We start from the raw sequence: 16,877 nt of genomic DNA on the forward strand, positions 1-16,877 counted from the left end.
AGTTGTGTATAAGAGACAGGGGTCAGACCGTGGGGTCGTCCGGGTTGCCCGGGTACGGCATCCAGCCGGTCCAGTTGCCGTCGTGGTTGCGGTAGTTGTACCAGGGGCGGTTGTCCGTACCGGTGACGATGAGGGTGAAGGCCCAGGGGTCGATGTCCCAGTCGTAGACCCGCGGCTTGCTGATGACGACGCCGCCCAGGGACCACCATCCGCCCCAGCTTCCGTCGGTGCGGGAGGTGCGCGTCCACACCGCCCGGTCGGTGCCGACGATGAACTCCTGTGTCGTGCCGTCCGGCAGCGCCTGGGCGGTCACTCCGTACTCGCAGAGGTAGATCCCCCCGCCGCGCTTGCACTCGCTCGCCTGGGCGGGGGTCACTGCCACGGCGAGCCCCGCCACCACGGTGGCCGCGAGGACCGCTGCCTTGATCTTCTTCATTTCCGCGACTGCTCCTTCGTGAACGCGTCGGCGGCCTGCCGGGGCGTCTCCCCCGGCCGGCCCGATCGACCGAGGTCGGCTGCCACCCCGGCGCCGACCTGCCGGTGAGCACCACTGTCCGGGAGGTCGCGAACGTACTTCTAACGGCGTCCTAACGCACCGGGGTCTCACGGCTGCCAGGGCGTCAGGGTCGGGATTCGGCACCCCGCCTCGGGGGTCGGGCGGCGCCTGGGCCCAGCGCACGGAACCACGGTGGCAGCCGTCCCTGGCGGTCCTCTCGCGGGCTCCCCGGCGGTCAGGCGGAGGTGGCGGCCTGCCTCGGCGCGGCGGCCGGCTGCTCCGGGCGCGTACCGCCCTTGACCCAGAACGCGGATCCGGGCTTGCGGGCCTCGCGCCGGATCCTGGACACCCCCAGGTTGCAGGTGAACTCCTTGATCGCCGCGCCCATGCGGCCACCGATGTGGAAGTTCACCGCGGTGTCGTCCTTGCGGGCGAACTGCCGGATACCGGTGCGCCGGCCGAGGCTGACGCACGCCCCCGAGAAGCCCACGTCGATCACCTCCGGGTCGGTCCCCGCGATGCGGCTCAGCACGGTGTCGGCGGCCTGCGCGCCGAGCGGGCCGGCGGCGTAGCAACTCATCCGCAGCGCCTGGCCGGAGGGGGCGGCGGCGTCCCCGGCCGCGATGACGCGCTGGTCGTCGATGCTGGTCAGCGTCTCGTCGGTGAGCAGCCGGCCGAGTGCGTCGGTGCGCAGCCCGCTGGCCGCTGCCAGCTCCGGCACACCGAAGCCGCCGGCCCAGACGGTGAGCGCGCTCGCGTGCACCGTCCCGTCGGTGAGCACGACCGCGTCCGACCGGACCTCGTCCACCACGGCGTCCTCCAGCACCGTGGCACCGTGCCGGGACAGCCACCTGGCCACGTACCGGCGCCCCGACTCGCTGAAGGTGGGGGCCAGGGCCCGGCCGCAGACCAGCGTGATCCGGCGCTTCCGCTCGGCCAGCTCGGCGGCGGCCTCGATGCCGGTCAGCCCGCCGCCGACCACGGTGATCGGGGCGTCCAGGGGCAGCTGCTCCAGCCGGGTACGCAGCTCCAGGGCCGGCTCGTACTCGGAGAGTTCGAAGGCGAACTCGGCCGCGCCGGTCACCGATGACGGTACGCCCCCGGTGCTGCCGACCGCGTAGATGAGGTAGTCGTACTCCAGCGTCCGCCCCGACCACAGCCGCACGGTGCGGGTGGCGGTGTCGATGTGCGTGGCGCTGTCCACGACCAGGCGGATGCCTTCCCCGAGGATCGTGCCGTAGTCGGCCGTCGCCTCGCTGGTGCCGGCCGCCAACTGGTGCAGCCGAACACGTTCCACGAACCGCGGGCGGGGGTTGACCAGCGTGATGTCGACGTCGGCGCTCATCCGCAGGTGGTTGGCCGCCAGGGCACCGGCGTAACCACCGCCGATCACGACGACCTTGTGGGAGGTGTGGCGCGAGGAAGCGGACATGGCGAGGAATCCCTTCTCGATCTCAGCGGCGTTCGTCCGAGGTGTGCGGCCGACGGTCCCGGTCCGGCGAGCCGCCGGCCCGCGGCCTCGGGCCCGGCGGGCCTCGGCCGGTCATCGCGAGGTGGCCGGTGCCGGGAGGTCCGCGCACGGCGCCGCCGGTTCCGGACGGCGGTCCGCGAGCCCGCCGGGGCGCGGCTACCTTGCGTGGTGGATGGTGTCTCACCGATCCGACAGCACAGCGCTCCGGAATGTGAGGCGGCCGGTGCGGTGGCGGCCGAGGTGGAGCGCCGACCTCACACTTCGCCTCGCCGTCTTGTCGAAGTGGTGAGACCTGTGCGACCAAGGGAGTTGAGGACAGCATGACCATCCAGTCCGAGCCAGGCGGGAGCCGGCTCGACCCGGGTCTGGACGCGATCATGAGCGAGCGGCGTCAGCTGATCAATCTCGCCTACCGGCTCCTGGGGTCCCTGGCCGAGGCCGAGGACGTCGTGCAGGAGACCTACGCCCGCTGGTACACCCTCTCCCGGGAGGAACAGGACGCCATCGTCTCGCCGGGGGCCTGGTTGACCAGGGTCGCCAGCCGCATCTGCCTCAATGTGCTCTCCTCGGCCCGGGTCCGGCGGGAGACCTATGTGGGCGAATGGATCCCCGAGCCGCTGCCCGAGCCCACGGAGTGGGCCACCGGACGGTCCGAGGACCTCGGCGCCGACCCTGCCGACCGGGTCACCCTCGACGAGTCGGTCAACATGGCCTTCCTGGTCGTCCTGGAGGCGATGACCCCGGCCGAGCGGGTCGCGTTCATCCTCCACGACGTCTTCCGCTACTCCTTCGCCGAGGTGGCCGAGACGGTCGGCCGCACCCCGGCGGCCTGCCGCCAGCTGGCCTCCTCCGCCCGCCGGCGCGTCCGCAGCGCGCAGGCTCCCGCGACGCCGGCGTCCCGGCAGGCCCAGGTCGTCCGGGACTTCAAGCAGGCCTGGGAGGCCAAGGACATCGACGCCCTGATAGGTCTCCTCGACCCGAACGTCGTGGCGATCGCCGACGGCGGCGGGGTGGTCGGCGCCATGCTCCACCCGGTCGAGGGTGCCGAGCGGATCGTGCGGTACCTGGTCGACCTCAAGAGCAGGCAGCTGGACCACACCTTCCTGGAACGCACCGTCAACGGGCAGCCCGGCCTGGTCGCCCACCAGCACGGTGCCATCACGACGGTCTACGCCTTCGACATCGCGGGCGACCGGATCAAGCGGATCTGGGCGGTACGCAACCCCCACAAGCTCCGGCCGTGGACGGCGGGTTCGCCGCGCTAGGCCTGCCCGGCGGATCTTGGCGGCTGGGAGCTGTCCGGCCGATCACATGTCTGTCTCCTGCTCGGTTCCTGCCGTGGGCCGCTCGGGTTCCGCCTGAGGTGCTTCCAGCGGGAAGTGGATGGGGCTGAGCAGGTATTGCGCTCGTGCGGGGCTCGACTGGTTGGCAAGTTTCGGAGCGATGGCCGCGCGAAGCTCGCCGATCAGTTCCTCCAGTTCCGCCGGGCTGAGCCAGAGTGCATGCTGCCGGTAACCCACCCGATCGGCCACAGGATCGGCTCTGTCGCGGTCGAGATAGGCGGTGAACTCGGCCAGCAGGGCGGTCATGGCGGTGGCGAATGCCTGCCGGTGGTCCTCGGTGGTGAGCGTGCCGACCGCCTCGGAGCCGATCACAGCCCGGTCCTGTCGCAGCCGGTAGTGCCGTTCCATCGCGCCGACCTCTTCTTTCCCGGCACCGGCCAACCCACGCCGGCCGAGTACGCGCGGCCCGGACACGTTGCCCCCGCGGTGGTGGACGGGATCGCGACCTGGCTGGCGCGACGGTAGGGGGAAGGCAATGCCTGGGGGCAGTACGAACTGCCGCCCGCTGTCCCTGATCGTCACTGCCGGACAACGGGCGGACCGCACGCAGTTCACATCGGTGCTGGAGAGGATCAGGGTGCCCCGCCTCGGAGCGGGCAGGCCCCGCAAGAAGCTCGACAACGTCGCGACGGACAAGGCTCACGGCAACGGTCCCTGCCGCCAGTACCTGCGGCACCATTGCGCTGAGGCCCGTGGAGGGCCGCTCGCGTTCGGTCAGGACGCAAGGCGTCGGGTCCGCCGCGATCGCGGCGGACCCGACGCCTTGACCGTGGCAGCCATTACCGCCGGCTCGGCCCCCACCAGCCCGCCGGCACCGCGGACATCACTTCACCACGACGTTGTCCCCGGGTGATGCCGACTGCCCGGTGGTGGTGTTGCCGTAGTACACCCAGCGCCACGTACCCGTCTTGGAGGCCTTCACGGTCGTCCTGAGATCACCCGAGCCGTTCGCGTACACCTTCTTCACCGTGGTGTAGGAGGTGGTGCCGGCAGGCTTGAACTGCAGGCTCACCAGGCGGCCTCCGTAGGAGGCGTACTTCCTGGTCTCCCAGTTGGCCCGCGTGACCTTTCCAGTCACGGTGATGGTCCTGTCCTTGGACACCGGTTCGGGCGAGGCGTTGACGGTCAGACGGGAGTTGCGCTTGACGTAGACCGTCAGACCCTCGTCGTCGGTGTCACCACCGCCGCCCTCGAAGTGCACCTCGGCACCGACTTTCCAGGCCCCGGCCTCGCTGTTGCGCATGTCCCATACGCTCGGGTCGAAGTACATCGTCTCGTTGATGTCGCAGACGCCCGAGCTCACGTCGATGCAGTCGCTGGTCTCGACGGCGTGCCACAGCCGATCATCCACACCCCCGCGGTACAGGAACACCGCCGGCCACTTCCATGCGTGAGTGGTAGCCATCCGGAAGGAGGCGGGCACCGCGACCTCCCCTGACACCCCGATCACGATCGGCTTGCCGCCGTTCACCTGGACACGGGTGAACGAGACCCCACCCTCGGCCGCCCCGGCCGGTACCGCGGCCACGGCCGTGAACACCACCGCCGCACCACCGGCCACGACGACTCTCCAGAGCTGCTTCCCCACCTGATCCCCAATCTCCCTACGCAAACGCACCGAAGGCTCATCGCTCCAGCGCCTTACAGACAGCCGGCATCCACACGGGGTTGTACACCTGCGCATCACAATGGGGCATCAGACAATCACCGGCCCGAGGCCGAAGCAGACACATGATCGACCGGACAAGTCCCAGCCGCGGCGAGGGGCGGTGGTTCACGCCTCGGGGCCCGGCGGCCCTCGTCCGGCCCACGGCGGTCGAGGGCCCGCCAACCGGCGCCAGTACGGGCTGCTCAAGCGGGTCCGGGCGACACCGCTGCCGGCTTGGGCGTACTTCACGGGGCTCTTGGCGCACTGCGTGCTGGTGAGCGTGGTGGACGTCCTGCTGATCACGGGTGTCGGCCGCCTCTACGGGTGCCGGTGCCCGGGCCGGGGCGTTGGCCGTTGATCGTGTGCGTGCTGGTGCTGGGCGCGGCGGCGTAGCGCGCGCTGGGGGTGGGGGTGGCCTCGCTGATCCGCAACGCCGAGGCCGCGCCCGCCGTGGTGCAGTTCGTACGGTTCCCGCTGGTCTTCGTCTCGGGGACGTACATGCCGATCCACTCCGGCGCGCTGCGGCACTTCTCCCAGGCGCTGCCGGTGCAGCCATTCAACGAGGCGCTGCTGCACGCCTTCACCGGGCACGGCGACTTCGACTGGCGCGGGGCCGGGGTGCTGCTGGCGTGAGGCGTGGCCGGGGCGATGGTGGGGGTCCGGCGGTTCCGCTGGGATCCGCGGCCCGAGCGACCGGGGGCGGGGCGGCCAAAGGACGGAGCGGCCCGGCATGCCGCGGGACCGGCGCCCGGGGTGGGCGCCGGTCCCGTGGGGCCGGAGGGCGGCGGGGGCCGCCGGTCCGAGGCGTCAGGCGATGCGGTCCAGGACGATGGGCGCGGGGGTGAAGTCCGTGCCCGGGGCCGCGATGTCGATCGCCCCGTCCAGGGCGGCCAGCGCGTAGTCGAACCTCTCCGGGGTGTCGGTGTGCAGGGTCAGCAGCGGCTGGCCGGCGGTCACCTGCTCGCCCGGCTTGGCGTGCAGTTCGATGCCGGCGCCCGCCTGCACCGGGTCCTCCTTGCGGGCCCGGCCGGCGCCCAGGCGCCAGGCGGAGACGCCCACCGCGTAGGCGTCCAGTCGGGTCAGCACGCCGGAGGCGGAGGCGGTGAGCACATGCTGCTCGCGGGCGACCGGCAGCGCGGCGTCCGGGTCGCCGCCCTGGGCGATGATCATGCGGCGCCAGTGGTCCATGGCGGAACCGTCGGCGAGCGCCTTGGCCGGGTCGGCGTCGGGCAGCCCGGCGGCGGTGAGCATCTCGCGGGCGAGCGCCAGGGTCAGCTCCACGACGTCCGCGGGGCCGCCGCCGGCCAGCACCTCCAGCGACTCGCGGACCTCCAGGGCGTTGCCGGCGGTGCGGCCGAGCGGGGTGGACATGTCGGTGAGCAGGGCCACCGTGCGCACCCCGTGGTCGGTGCCCAGGCCGACCATGGTGGAGGCCAGTTCGCGGGCGGAGGCGATGTCCTTCATGAAGGCGCCGGAGCCGACCTTGACGTCCAGGACCAGGGCGCCGGTGCCCTCGGCGATCTTCTTGGACATGATCGAGGAGGCGATCAGCGGGATCGACTCCACGGTGCCGGTGACATCGCGCAGCGCGTACAGCTTCTTGTCGGCGGGGGCCAGGCCGTCACCGGCCGCGCAGACCACCGCGCCGGCCTCGTTCAGCACGTCCAGCATCTCCTGGTTGGAGAGCAGCGCGCGCCAGCCGGGGATGGACTCCATCTTGTCCAGGGTGCCGCCGGTGTGGCCCAGGCCCCGGCCGGACAGCTGGGGGACGACCGCGCCGCAGGCGGCGACCAGCGGGGCCAGCGGGAGGGTGATCTTGTCGCCGACGCCGCCGGTGGAGTGCTTGTCGGCGGTGGGGCGGGCGGTGCCCAGGGAGGCGGTGAAGTCCATCCGCTCGCCGGAGGCGATCATCGCGGCGGTCCAGCGGGCGATCTCCGCGCGGTCCATGCCGTTGAGGAAGATCGCCATGGCGAGGGCGGACATCTGCTCGTCGGCCACCTCGCCGCGGGTGTAGGCGTCGATGATCCAGTCGATCTGACCGTCGGTGAGACGGCCGCCGTCCCGCTTGGCTCGGATGACGGAGATGGCGTCCATGGTGCGGCAGCCTTTCTGGTGGCGCGGGATGGGTCGTGGGGGTGCCGATGTCCCGCGAGTCCGGTGGGGCAGCGGGATCGGCGTCCGGTGGGGCACCGCGGTCGGTGCCGGTGCGGCAGCGGGTCGGTGCTTGGTGGGGCACCGGGACCGTGCCTGGCGGGAGACCGGGACCGGTGCCCGGTGGGGCGCCCGGATCGGCGTCCGGTGGAACGACCGGATCGCGCCACCCGAGTGGGGTGGCGCGATCCGGGTGTCAGTTCTCGAGGTTGGCCGGGCCGAAGGCGTCCGGCAGCAGGTCGGACAGCGGACGGATACCGCCTGCGGTGTCCATCTGGAGCCCGGGGCCGCCGTGTTCCCACAGCAGCTGGCGGCAGCGGCCGCAGGGCATCAGCACCTTGCCGTGGCGGTCCACGCAGCTGAACGCGGTGAGCCGGCCGCCACCGGTGGCGAACAGCTCGCCGACCAGCGCGCACTCGGCGCACAGGCTCACGCCGTAGGAGGCGTTCTCCACGTTGCAGCCGCTGACCACGCGGCCGTCCTCCACCAGTGCCGCGGCGCCCACCGGGAAGTCGGAGTACGGGGCGTAGGCACGGGCCATGGCCTCCCGGGCCCGCTCGCGCAGCGCCTCCCAGTCGATCGGCGCGGCGGTCACTTGCCCTGTCCCTTCCGGTAGGGCTTGCCATCCGCCTTCGGCATCCGCAGCCGTTGTGCGGCGAACGCCATCACCAGCAGGGTGACCAGGTACGGGGTGGCGCTGACCAGGTCGTTCGGCACGGTGTCGCTGGCCAGGTACCAGACGATCAGACCGGCGGCGAACGCGGCGTTCACGCCGGCCGCGACCAGGTTCTTCCGGTACAGCTTCCACAGCGCCAGCAGCGCCAGGCCGATGGCGACCAGCAGCAGCAGGGCGTGCACGGTGGCACCGCCGTTGCGCAGCTGGAGGGCGTCGGAGTAGCCGAACAGGCCCGCGCCCATCGCCAGTCCGCCCGGCCGCCAGTTGCCGAACAGCATGGCGGCCAGACCGATGTAGCCGCGACCGCCGGTCTGGCCCTCGTTGTAGATGTGCGAGCGGACCAGGGCGAGGAAGACGCCGGCGAGGCCGGCCAGCGCGCCGGAGGTCACCACGGCCGCGTACTTGTACAGGTAGACGTTGACGCCCAGCGACTCGGCGGCGGTCGGGTTCTCACCGCAGGAGCGCAGCCGCAGGCCGAAGGAGGTCTTCCACAGCACGAAGTAGGAGCCGACCACCAGGGCGATGGCCAGGATGGTCAGCGCCGAGATGTTGGTGACCAGACCGCCGATCAGGCCCGCCAGGTCGGAGACGAAGAACCAGTGGTGCTTCTCGATGTCGGCCAGCCAGTCGGACAGGCCGGGGACGGTGAAGTCCTTGATGTCGTCGACCGAGGGGGACTGCTTGGGGCTGCCGCCCTCGTCGGCCAGCGGGCCGAACCAGCGCTTGGCCAGGTAGGTGGTGGCGCCCAGGGCCAGGATGTTGATGGCCACACCGGAGATGATGTGGTCCACGCCGAAGGTCACGGTGGCGATCGCGTGGATCAGGCCGCCCACGGCGCCGCCGAGCACACCGGCCAGTACGCCCATCCAGGGGTTGGTCTGGTAGCCGGCCCAGGCACCGAAGAAGGTGCCCAGGATCATCATGCCTTCCAGGCCGATGTTGACCACACCGGCCCGCTCGGCCCACAGGCCGCCCAGACCGGCCAGGCCGATCGGCACCGCCATGGACAGCGCGGCGGCCACCTGCCCGGAGGAAGTGATGGTGTAGAACGCGGGCTGCTTGCCCGAGGAGACCAGCGCGCTCACCACGGAGATCAGCACCAGGGCGCCGGCGAGCAGCAGCAGGCCCTTGGCGAAGGACATCCGCGGGCGGGCCTTCTCGCTCACCGCGGGGGTCGCGGTCTTCACGGTCGTGGCACTCATGCCGCCACCTCCTGCTTCTTGGCCTGCGCGGCCAGCTCGGCGCCGACGCGCTGCTGCTGGCGCTTGAGGCCGTAGCGGCGCACCAGTTCGTAGGCGATGACCACGCAGAGCACGATGACGCCCTGCATCACGCCGACGATCTCCTTGTCGTACCCCTCGAACTCGAGGCGGTTGGCGCCGCGCTCCAGGAAGGCCCAGAGCATCGAGGCCAGGGCGATGCCGACCGGGTTGTTCCGGCCGAGCAGGGCGATGGCGATGCCGGTGAAGCCGACCGTGCTCGGGAAGTCGGCGGTGAACATGTGGGTGTCGTTGAGCACCGTCGGCATGCCGACCAGGCCCGCCATGGCGCCGGAGAGCACCATGCTGGTGATCACCATGCGCTTCACGTTGACGCCGCTGGCCTGAGCGGCGGACTCGGAGCGGCCCACCGCGCGCAGGTCGAAGCCGAAGCGGGTGCGGCCCAGCACGAACCAGAAGCCGATGCCGGCCAGCGCCGCTATCACGATGAAGCCCCAGACCGGGTCCAGCCCGCTGCCGGTGGGGATGGTGAAGAAGTGGCTGGAGGAGGGGAGCGGCTCGGTGGAGATGACGTTGGTGGACTTGTCGAGCACGCCCAGCCGGCCGTCCACCAGCAGGTAGGTGATCAGCGAGGTGGCCAGCGAGTTCAGCATGATGGTGCTGATCACCTCGCTGACGCCCCGGTAGACCTTGAGCAGGCCGGCGATGGACGCCCACATCGCGCCGACCAGCATGGCGACCAGGATTATCAGCGGGATCTGGACGAAGCCCGGCAGGTTCAGCGCGCCGCCGACGGCCGCCGCGAAGAACGCGGCGAGCCGGTACTGGCCGTCGATGCCGATGTTGAACAGGTTCATCCGGAAGCCCACCGCCACCGCCAGACCGGCGAGGAAGTAGGTGGTCGCCTTGTTGGCGATGTAGATCATGCTGTCCGACTTGACGCCGTAGTCGAACATCACGCTGAAGGCGTTGAACGGCTCCTTGCCGGTGGCCACCAGCACCAGCGCGGTGACCAGGAAGGCGGCGGCCAGGGCGAGCACCGGGGCCGCGACGGCCAGTACCACCCGCTCCTTGTCGATGCGCCGCAGCCAGGAGGCGGAGGCGCCCGCCGTGTCGTGTGAAGTCATCATCGGTCCTCTTCCGGCCCCTCGGCGGTCTCCAGGTGACCGGCTGCCGCGCCGGTCATGGCCGAGCCCAGCTCCTCCGGGGTGATGGTGGCGGGGTCCGCGTCGGCGACCAGACGGCCGCGGTACATGACCCGCAGGGTGTCGGACAGGCCGATCAGCTCGTCCAGGTCCGCGCTGATCAGCAGCACCGCCAGGCCCTCCCGGCGCGCCTCGCGGATCTGGTCCCAGATCTGGGTCTGGGCGCCCACGTCCACACCGCGGGTGGGGTGTGCGGCGATCAGCAGCTTGGGGTGGTGGCTCATCTCCCGGCCGATGATCAGCTTCTGCTGGTTACCGCCGGACAGCGAGGCCGCGGTGACCTCGATACCGGGGGTGCGCACGTCGTACTCGGCGACGATCCGCTCGGTGTCGCGGCGGGCGCCGGACGGGTCCAGCAGGCCGCGGCGGCTGTTGGGCGCCTCGGTGACGTGGCCGAGTATGCGGTTCTCCCACAGCGGGGCCTCCAGCAGCAGGCCGTGCCGGTGGCGGTCCTCGGGGATGTAGCCGATGCCGTCCTCGCGCCGGGTGCGGGTGGGCAGCTTGCTGATGTCGCGGCCGTCCAGCGTGATGGTGCCGCCGTCCGGGGTGCGCATGCCCATGATGGCCTCGACCAGTTCGGCCTGGCCGTTGCCCTCGACGCCGGCGATGCCCAGCACCTCGCCCTTGCGGATGGTGAGGGCGATGTCGTCGAGCACCGCGCGCCGCATGCCGTCCGCGTCCACCGCGCACAGCGTCAGCCCGTCCACGGTGAGCATCGGGATGTCGGTCACGGTGGACTCCCGGGTCTCCGGCGAGGGGAGCTCGCTGCCCACCATCAGCTCGGCGAGCTGCTTGGGGGTGGTCTGCGAGGGCTCCACGGAGGCGACCGTGGTGCCGCGCCGGATGACGGTGATGTCGTCGGCGACCGAGAGCACCTCGCCCAGCTTGTGCGAGATGAAGATGACGGTCAGGCCCTCGCTCTTGAGCTCGCGCAGGTTGTCGAAGAGCGCGTCGACCTCCTGCGGGACCAGCACCGCGGTCGGCTCGTCGAGGATCAGGGTGCGGGCGCCGCGGTAGAGGACCTTGAGGATCTCCACACGCTGCCGGTCGGCCACACCGAGGTCCTCGACCAGGGCGTCGGGGCGCACCCCCAGCCCGTAGGCGTCGGAGATCTCCATGATCTTGGCGCGGGCCTTGGCGCCGATGCCGTACAGCTTCTCGGCGCCGAGGGTGACGTTCTCCAGCACGGTGAAGTTGTCGGCCAGCATGAAGTGCTGGTGCACCATGCCCACGCCGCGGGAGATCGCGTCGGCGGGCGAGTGCAGTTCGACGGTCTCGCCGTCGATGGCGATGGTGCCCTCGTCGGGACGCTGCATCCCGTAGAGGATCTTCATCAGGGTGGACTTGCCGGCGCCGTTCTCACCCACCAGGGCGTGCACGGTCCCGCGTCGCACGGTGATGTCGATGTCGTGGTTGGCGACGACTCCGGGGAACCGCTTGGTGATTCCGCGGAGTTCTACGGCGACGCCACCCGGGACGTCGGCGGAGGGTTTGCCTTGAGGGGCGCTGGCGGCTTTGATGGCGCACTCCTGAGGGGATGGACGGCGTCGTGTGGACGGGGGCGCGCGATGGACCTGGGCGGACGGTGTGCCATCCCCCCAGGTCCATCGTGTGCCGTGTGGAGCCGGGCGGTGCCGCACGGGTCACTGACCCGTGCGGTCACCGGCCGGACCCGGTCGGCGGTCAGTCCTTGTAGGTGTCCGTGACCTTGATCTTGCCGTCGATGATGTCCTTCTTGGCGGCCTCGATCTTCGGCTTGATGTCGTCGATGAACCCACCGGTGTAGGTCAGCGCGACGCCGCCGTCCTTCAGGGAGAACGCCTGGGTGCCGGTGAGCGGCTTCTTGTCCTTGACGACGCTCTTGATGAACTCGTACACCGAGACGTCCACGTTCTTGATCGCGGAGGTCATGATGGTGTGCTTGTACTTGGCCAGGCCCGGGTCGTTGTACTGGTCGCTGTCGACGCCGATGGACCAGGCGCCCTTCTTGCCGGCGGTCGCCTCGATGGCACCGGCGCCGGAGCCGCCGGCCGCCGAGTAGATCACGTCCACGCCGTTGGAGAGCATGCCGTCGGCGATGTCCTTGCCCTTGTCGGGCATGCCGAAGCCCTTCTCGTCCGGCGCGACCCACTGGACGTCGACCTTGGCCTTCGGGTCGGTGTCCAGGACACCCTGCTTGTAGCCGCCGGCGAACTTCTTGATCAGCGGGCTGCTGGTGCCGCCGATGAAGCCGACCTTGTGCGACTTGGACTTCAGCGCGGCGGCGACACCGGCCAGGTAGGAGCTCTCGTTCTCGGTGTAGACGAGGTTGGTGACGTTCTTGGCGTCGACCACCGAGTCCACGATCGCGAAGTTGGTGTCCGGGTACTTCGCCGCGGCCTTGGCCAGCGAGGCGTTGTACTTGTAACCGACCGCGATGACCGGGTTGTAGCCGGCCTCGGCGAGCGAGGCGAGCTTCTCGTAGCGGTCGGCCTCGGTGTCACCGTCCTTGGCGGTGAGGTCCTTGCCACCGATCTTGAAGTCCGCCTTGGCCTTGTCGAAGCCCTTGGCCGCGGAGTCGTTGAACGAGTGGTCGCCGCGACCGCCGACGTCGAAGGCCAGGCCGACGCCCTTGTCGCCGCCGCCGCTGTCGGACTTCCCACAGGCGGAGAGGGAGAAAGTGAGGGCCGCGACGGCAATGCCCGCCACGCTGATCATGGATACCCGGCGCACGAGGGGTCCCCTTCGGATAGAAGCGCCTCCTTGGCGCTGGTTTCGCCGCATCGTAACGCGCGTAGATGTCAGATAAAGAAGCGGTTCGAAGCCGTTATCGGATCGTCGCGAACCTGACTTGACCAGAAGACCTACAGAACGTGTCGATCCAGCAAAACCGCCGCGGTGAAGAGCTCCACACCGACCTGGATAGCCCCCTCGTCCACATCGAAGTCTCCCTGGTGGAGATCGCGCCGGGCGGTGTCGCCGACCGGCCGCACCCCGAGCCGGGCCATCGCGCCCGGCACATGCTCCAGATACCAGGAGAAGTCCTCGCCGCCAAGGCTCTGCTCGGTACTCTCCACCGAATCCGCCCCGCGGCGCGCCTGCATCGCCCGGCGCAGCAGCTCGGCGGAGGACTCCTCGTTGACCACCGGCGGCACCCCGCGCACGTAGTCGATCTCCGTCTTGGCGCCGTAGAGCTCGGCGATCCCGGTGACCGCGGAGTGCACCAGGTCCGGGGCCTCGTGCCAGGTCGGCAGGTCCAGGCAGCGGACGGTTCCGGACAGCTCGGCGCGCTGCGGGATGACGTTGCAGGCGTGGCCGCTCGCCAGCCGCCCCCAGGTGACGGCCAGCCCCGACCGGCTGTCCACCCGGCGGGCGAGCAGCGCGGGCACCTCGGTCGCCACCTTGGCGGCGGCCGTGACCAGGTCGCAGGTCAGATGCGGGCGGGCGGTGTGGCCGCCGGGGCCGGACAGCGCGACCTCCAGCCGGTCGCAGGCCGAGGTGATCGGTCCGGTGCGCAGCCCGATCCGGCCCACCTCCACCTTGGGGTCGCAGTGCACCGCCAGGATCCGGCCCACCCCGTCCAGCACGCCCGCGTCCACCGCGTCGGCGGCACCGCCCGGCAGCACCTCCTCGGCCGGCTGGAACAGCAGCCGCACCGGCTGCCGCAGCAGCCCGGCCCGGTCCAGCTCGGCCAGCACCAGGCCGGCGCCGAGCACCACGGTGGTGTGCACGTCGTGGCCGCAGGCGTGTGCCCGGTCCGGCACGGTGGAGCGGTACGGCACGGACTTGACGTCCGGGATGGGCAGCGCGTCGATGTCCGCGCGCAGGGCCAGCAGCGGCAGGCCGCCCGGCTGCCCGCCACCGGTGCCGATGTCGCACACCAGGCCGGTGCCGGTGGGCAGTACTCGGGGGCTCAAACCGGCCTGTTCCAGCCGGTCTTTGATCGCCGCGGTGGTGCGGAACTCGCGGTTCCCCAGCTCGGGGTGCATGTGCAAGTCACGGCGGAAGGCGACGAGTTCGGTGCGCAGCCCCTCGGGGAGGGTGCCGGCCAGTGCGGCTCCGTTGGTGGTGTCGGCTTCGGTCCCGGCGGTGGACATCAGGTGGTTCACCCGAGGAAGCGTATGCCGATGCGGAGCCCGTTTGAGGCGCGATCAGCAGAATTTCAGCCCCTTAGGGGACGGAAGGCGGGGCGGGCGCGCATGATCCCGCATGTCAGGGGGTATACCTGCGCCTCGCTTGGGGGTTGGGGAGATCTCACGGAGATCCGCGGGTGCCCACTCCGTGGACGGGCCCGGCGCCCCGCGCCCCGGTCAGGGGGTGGTGGTGGTCGGGGTGGAGCGCAGGTGGTGGACGTCGGGGGCGCTGCCGGTGACCCCGGACAGGAAGCCCTGGGCGCGGGGTGACGCCTTGTCGGTCAGCCAGGACGGGTCCACGTCGCAGACCGCCACCCGCACACCGGTGCCGGCGAGCGCCAGCGGCAGGGTGTGCACCACGGTGGAGGGGAAGCTCACGATGGTGCGGCCTATCGGACCGCGCCGGGCGATCAGCTCCAGCGGCAGTTCCGGACGTACCACCTCCAGCCCCAGTTCGGTGCTGACCCGGCGCAGCTTGTCGGTGCTCTCCCGGCGGTGGGCGAAGTAGCGGGTGGCACCGTGGGCGCGGGCCAGCGCCCCGACCGCCTCCAGATAGCGGTCCGGGTCCACCACCCCGGTCTCCACCAGCGAGGTGCCCACCAGATCGGTGCCGCGGGTGAGGCGGGGCGGGCCGAACCGGGCCCGGGTCCAGGCGAAGTCGTTGGCGGTGACGGTGATGCCCTCGGGCGGTTCCACCGGCATGGAGCTGAACACCTCGACCCGCCGGTCGCCGTCGGGGGTGAGCTTGCGGCGTGCGGAGGCGGACACCGGGGCGAAGACCATGTCGCGGGGTCCTCGCCCGGTGCCGCGCCGGTGCCAGCGCACCAGGGGCTGGCCGCCGGCCAGTTGCGTGACGAACTCCATGGTGGCGGTGCCGTCGTCCACCACGACCAGCTCGCGAGCCCGGGTCAGGGTCAGGAGCAGCTGGACGTAGCGGGAGAACGGGTCGCCGATGACGATCCGCTCGGCCCGCCGCAGCGGGCCGGACAGCCCGCCGATGGTGCGCAGGGACGCGCCGGCGCCGTCCCGGGCGTCCTCCCAGCGCACGCTGACGCCCTCGTCGCGGGCCAGCTCCGCCATCCGGCGGAGCTGGCCGCGCGTCATCGGATCGTGCGGCGACAGCACGACCACGACCAGGTGTCCGTAGCCCTGTGGGGCGGGACCCCTGGGGGCGGTGGCGGGGGTCGTCCCCACGGCCGGATCGCGGAGCGGGGGTCCGGCACCGTACGGGGTGTACCCGGCGGGAGCGGCGTCCGCCGGCTCGCGGCCCAGGGGCGCGGCCCCGGGCGCCCGGTCGGGGGGCGACACCGTGCCGCGGGTGCGGCGCAGGTCGGCGTAGGCCCACTCCAGCACGTTCAGCAGCTGGACCGGGCTCTCCACGAACGCCAGGGTCTGCGCCGGTGTCCCGGCCGCCGGGGGCAGCGCCCGGGAGCGGCGGGCGAAGGTGCGTGCCGCTCGGGGTGCCCGGGTGCCCTCGGGTGGCCGGGCCGGTGTCGTCTCCACCAGTGGATGCCCTGTCCGGCCCGTCAGACGGTCGCGGGTTCGCGGTCGCCGGCCTCGGCCACCACGCCGATCACGCGGCGCAGCTTCTTCATCGGGCCGAGCTCGCTGTCGTACACCTTCTTCACGCCGTCGCCCAGCGACTCCTCGATCACGCGGATGTCGCGCACCAGGCGGCCCAGGCCCTGCGGCTCCACCGAGGCGGCCTGGTCGGAGCCCCACATGGCGCGGTCCAGGGTGATGTGGCGCTCGACGAAGACGGCGCCCACGGCGACCGCGGCGAGGGTGGTCTGCAGACCGGTCTCGTGGCCGGAGTAGCCGATCGGCACGTTGGGGAACTCGGCCTGCAGGGTGTTGATCACCCGCAGGTTGAGCTCCTCGGCCTTGGCCGGGTAGGTGGAGGTGGCGTGGCAGAGCAGGATGTTCTCGCTGCCCAGCACCTCGACGGCGTGCCGGATCTGCTTGGGGGTGGACATGCCGGTGGAGAGGATGACGGTGCGGCCGGTGGCGCGCAGGGCGCGCAGCAGCTCGTCGTCGGTGAGCGAGGCGGAGGCCACCTTGTGGGCCGGCAGGTCGAACTTCTCCAGGAAGGCGACGGCCTCGGTGTCCCAGGGGGAGGCGAACCAGGCGATGCCGCGCTTCTTGCAGTGCTCGTCGATGGCGCGGTACTCGTCCTCGCCGAACTCCACGCGGTGGCGGTAGTCGATGTAGGTCATCCGGCCCCAGGGGGTGTCGCGCTCGATGTCCCACTGGTCGCGCGGGGTGCAGATCTCCGGGGTCCGCTTCTGGAACTTGACCGCGTCGCAGCCGGCCTCGGCGGCCGCGTCGATCAGCTTGAACGCGTTCTCCAGGTCGCCGTTGTGGTTGATGCCGATCTCACCGGTGACGTAGACCGGGTGGCCGGGGCCGACGAGCCGGTCGCCGAGGGCGCGCAGACGGTTGTTGGAGCTCACGGGGAAACCTTTCGGGGGAGGTTCCGGCCGGGGTGTGGCGGCCGGGGCGCAGCGGAGTTGACGGGAAGGGTCGGCCGCGCTGGGCGGGGCCGTTCTCGGGGG

15 protein-coding genes are annotated in these 16,877 nt (G+C 71.3%); 2 read left to right on the forward strand and 13 right to left on the reverse strand.

Annotation, left to right across the window (positions count from 1 at the left end; translation table 11 throughout):
• Window positions 1-22: 22 nt before the first annotated feature.
• Both E4099_RS15355 and E4099_RS15360 read right to left on the reverse strand, forming a co-directional pair.
• The gene (locus tag E4099_RS15355; protein ID WP_135339615.1) at window positions 23-436 is read right to left on the reverse strand and encodes a DUF8189 domain-containing protein; all 414 of its coding nucleotides are present in this window, start codon (window positions 434-436) and stop codon (window positions 23-25) included.
• Between the two features lie 295 nt (window positions 437-731).
• Window positions 732-1,928, reverse strand: a complete 1,197-nt coding sequence (locus E4099_RS15360) for an NAD(P)/FAD-dependent oxidoreductase (RefSeq protein WP_135339616.1) — start codon at window positions 1,926-1,928, stop codon at window positions 732-734.
• A 359-nt stretch (window positions 1,929-2,287) separates the two neighbouring features.
• On the opposite strand from E4099_RS15360, the gene sigJ reads away from it, so the two are divergent.
• Window positions 2,288-3,232, forward strand: a complete 945-nt coding sequence (gene sigJ, locus E4099_RS15365; protein ID WP_135339617.1) for an RNA polymerase sigma factor SigJ — start codon at window positions 2,288-2,290, stop codon at window positions 3,230-3,232.
• 42 nt (window positions 3,233-3,274) lie between these two features.
• Here sigJ and E4099_RS15370 read toward each other — a convergent pair whose 3' ends face one another.
• Window positions 3,275-3,658 (reverse strand): hypothetical protein, encoded by a 384-nt coding sequence (locus E4099_RS15370; RefSeq protein WP_135339618.1) that lies wholly within the window; start codon window positions 3,656-3,658, stop codon window positions 3,275-3,277.
• Between the two features lie 475 nt (window positions 3,659-4,133).
• Window positions 4,134-4,898, reverse strand: coding sequence for a hypothetical protein (locus E4099_RS15375; RefSeq protein WP_167828390.1), 765 nt, complete (start codon window positions 4,896-4,898; stop codon window positions 4,134-4,136).
• Window positions 4,899-5,369: 471 nt separating this feature from the next.
• Between E4099_RS15375 and E4099_RS35045 the strand changes: the two genes are divergently transcribed.
• A complete protein-coding gene (locus E4099_RS35045; protein ID WP_209446629.1) occupies window positions 5,370-5,591 on the forward strand; it encodes a hypothetical protein in 222 nt (73 codons plus the stop codon).
• A 174-nt stretch (window positions 5,592-5,765) separates the two neighbouring features.
• Here the strand turns inward: E4099_RS35045 and E4099_RS15390 are convergent, their stop codons facing one another.
• The 9 genes from E4099_RS15390 to E4099_RS15430 all read right to left on the reverse strand — a co-directional run bounded on the left by E4099_RS15390 (window position 5,766) and on the right by E4099_RS15430 (window position 16,775).
• Entirely contained in the window at window positions 5,766-7,052 is a 1,287-nt protein-coding gene (locus E4099_RS15390; protein ID WP_135339621.1) for a thymidine phosphorylase, read from the reverse strand.
• 253 nt (window positions 7,053-7,305) lie between these two features.
• A complete protein-coding gene (locus E4099_RS15395; protein ID WP_209446630.1) occupies window positions 7,306-7,704 on the reverse strand; it encodes a cytidine deaminase in 399 nt (132 codons plus the stop codon).
• Window positions 7,701-8,987 (reverse strand): ABC transporter permease, encoded by a 1,287-nt coding sequence (locus E4099_RS33645; protein ID WP_135339622.1) that lies wholly within the window; start codon window positions 8,985-8,987, stop codon window positions 7,701-7,703. Before E4099_RS33645 ends, E4099_RS15395 begins: the two co-directional genes overlap by 4 nt.
• Window positions 8,984-10,132 (reverse strand): ABC transporter permease, encoded by a 1,149-nt coding sequence (locus E4099_RS15405; RefSeq protein WP_386390017.1) that lies wholly within the window; start codon window positions 10,130-10,132, stop codon window positions 8,984-8,986. Before E4099_RS15405 ends, E4099_RS33645 begins: the two co-directional genes overlap by 4 nt.
• Window positions 10,132-11,730 (reverse strand): ABC transporter ATP-binding protein, encoded by a 1,599-nt coding sequence (locus E4099_RS15410; protein WP_135339627.1) that lies wholly within the window; start codon window positions 11,728-11,730, stop codon window positions 10,132-10,134. Before E4099_RS15410 ends, E4099_RS15405 begins: the two co-directional genes overlap by 1 nt.
• A gap of 163 nt (window positions 11,731-11,893) precedes the next feature.
• The gene (locus E4099_RS15415; RefSeq protein WP_135339623.1) at window positions 11,894-12,922 is read right to left on the reverse strand and encodes a BMP family lipoprotein; all 1,029 of its coding nucleotides are present in this window, start codon (window positions 12,920-12,922) and stop codon (window positions 11,894-11,896) included.
• 131 nt (window positions 12,923-13,053) lie between these two features.
• Complete coding sequence (locus E4099_RS15420; protein WP_135339628.1) at window positions 13,054-14,286, reverse strand: amidohydrolase; 1,233 nt, start codon at window positions 14,284-14,286, stop codon at window positions 13,054-13,056.
• 213 nt (window positions 14,287-14,499) lie between these two features.
• Window positions 14,500-15,744 (reverse strand): hypothetical protein, encoded by a 1,245-nt coding sequence (locus E4099_RS15425; RefSeq protein ID WP_135339629.1) that lies wholly within the window; start codon window positions 15,742-15,744, stop codon window positions 14,500-14,502.
• A gap of 104 nt (window positions 15,745-15,848) precedes the next feature.
• Window positions 15,849-16,775, reverse strand: a complete 927-nt coding sequence (locus E4099_RS15430; RefSeq protein WP_135339624.1) for an N-acetylneuraminate synthase family protein — start codon at window positions 16,773-16,775, stop codon at window positions 15,849-15,851.
• Between the last annotated feature and the right edge of the window lie 102 nt (window positions 16,776-16,877).

This window comes from Streptomyces palmae (genome assembly GCF_004684805.1).
Taxonomy (GTDB): Bacteria; Actinomycetota; Actinomycetes; order Streptomycetales; family Streptomycetaceae; genus Streptomyces; species Streptomyces palmae.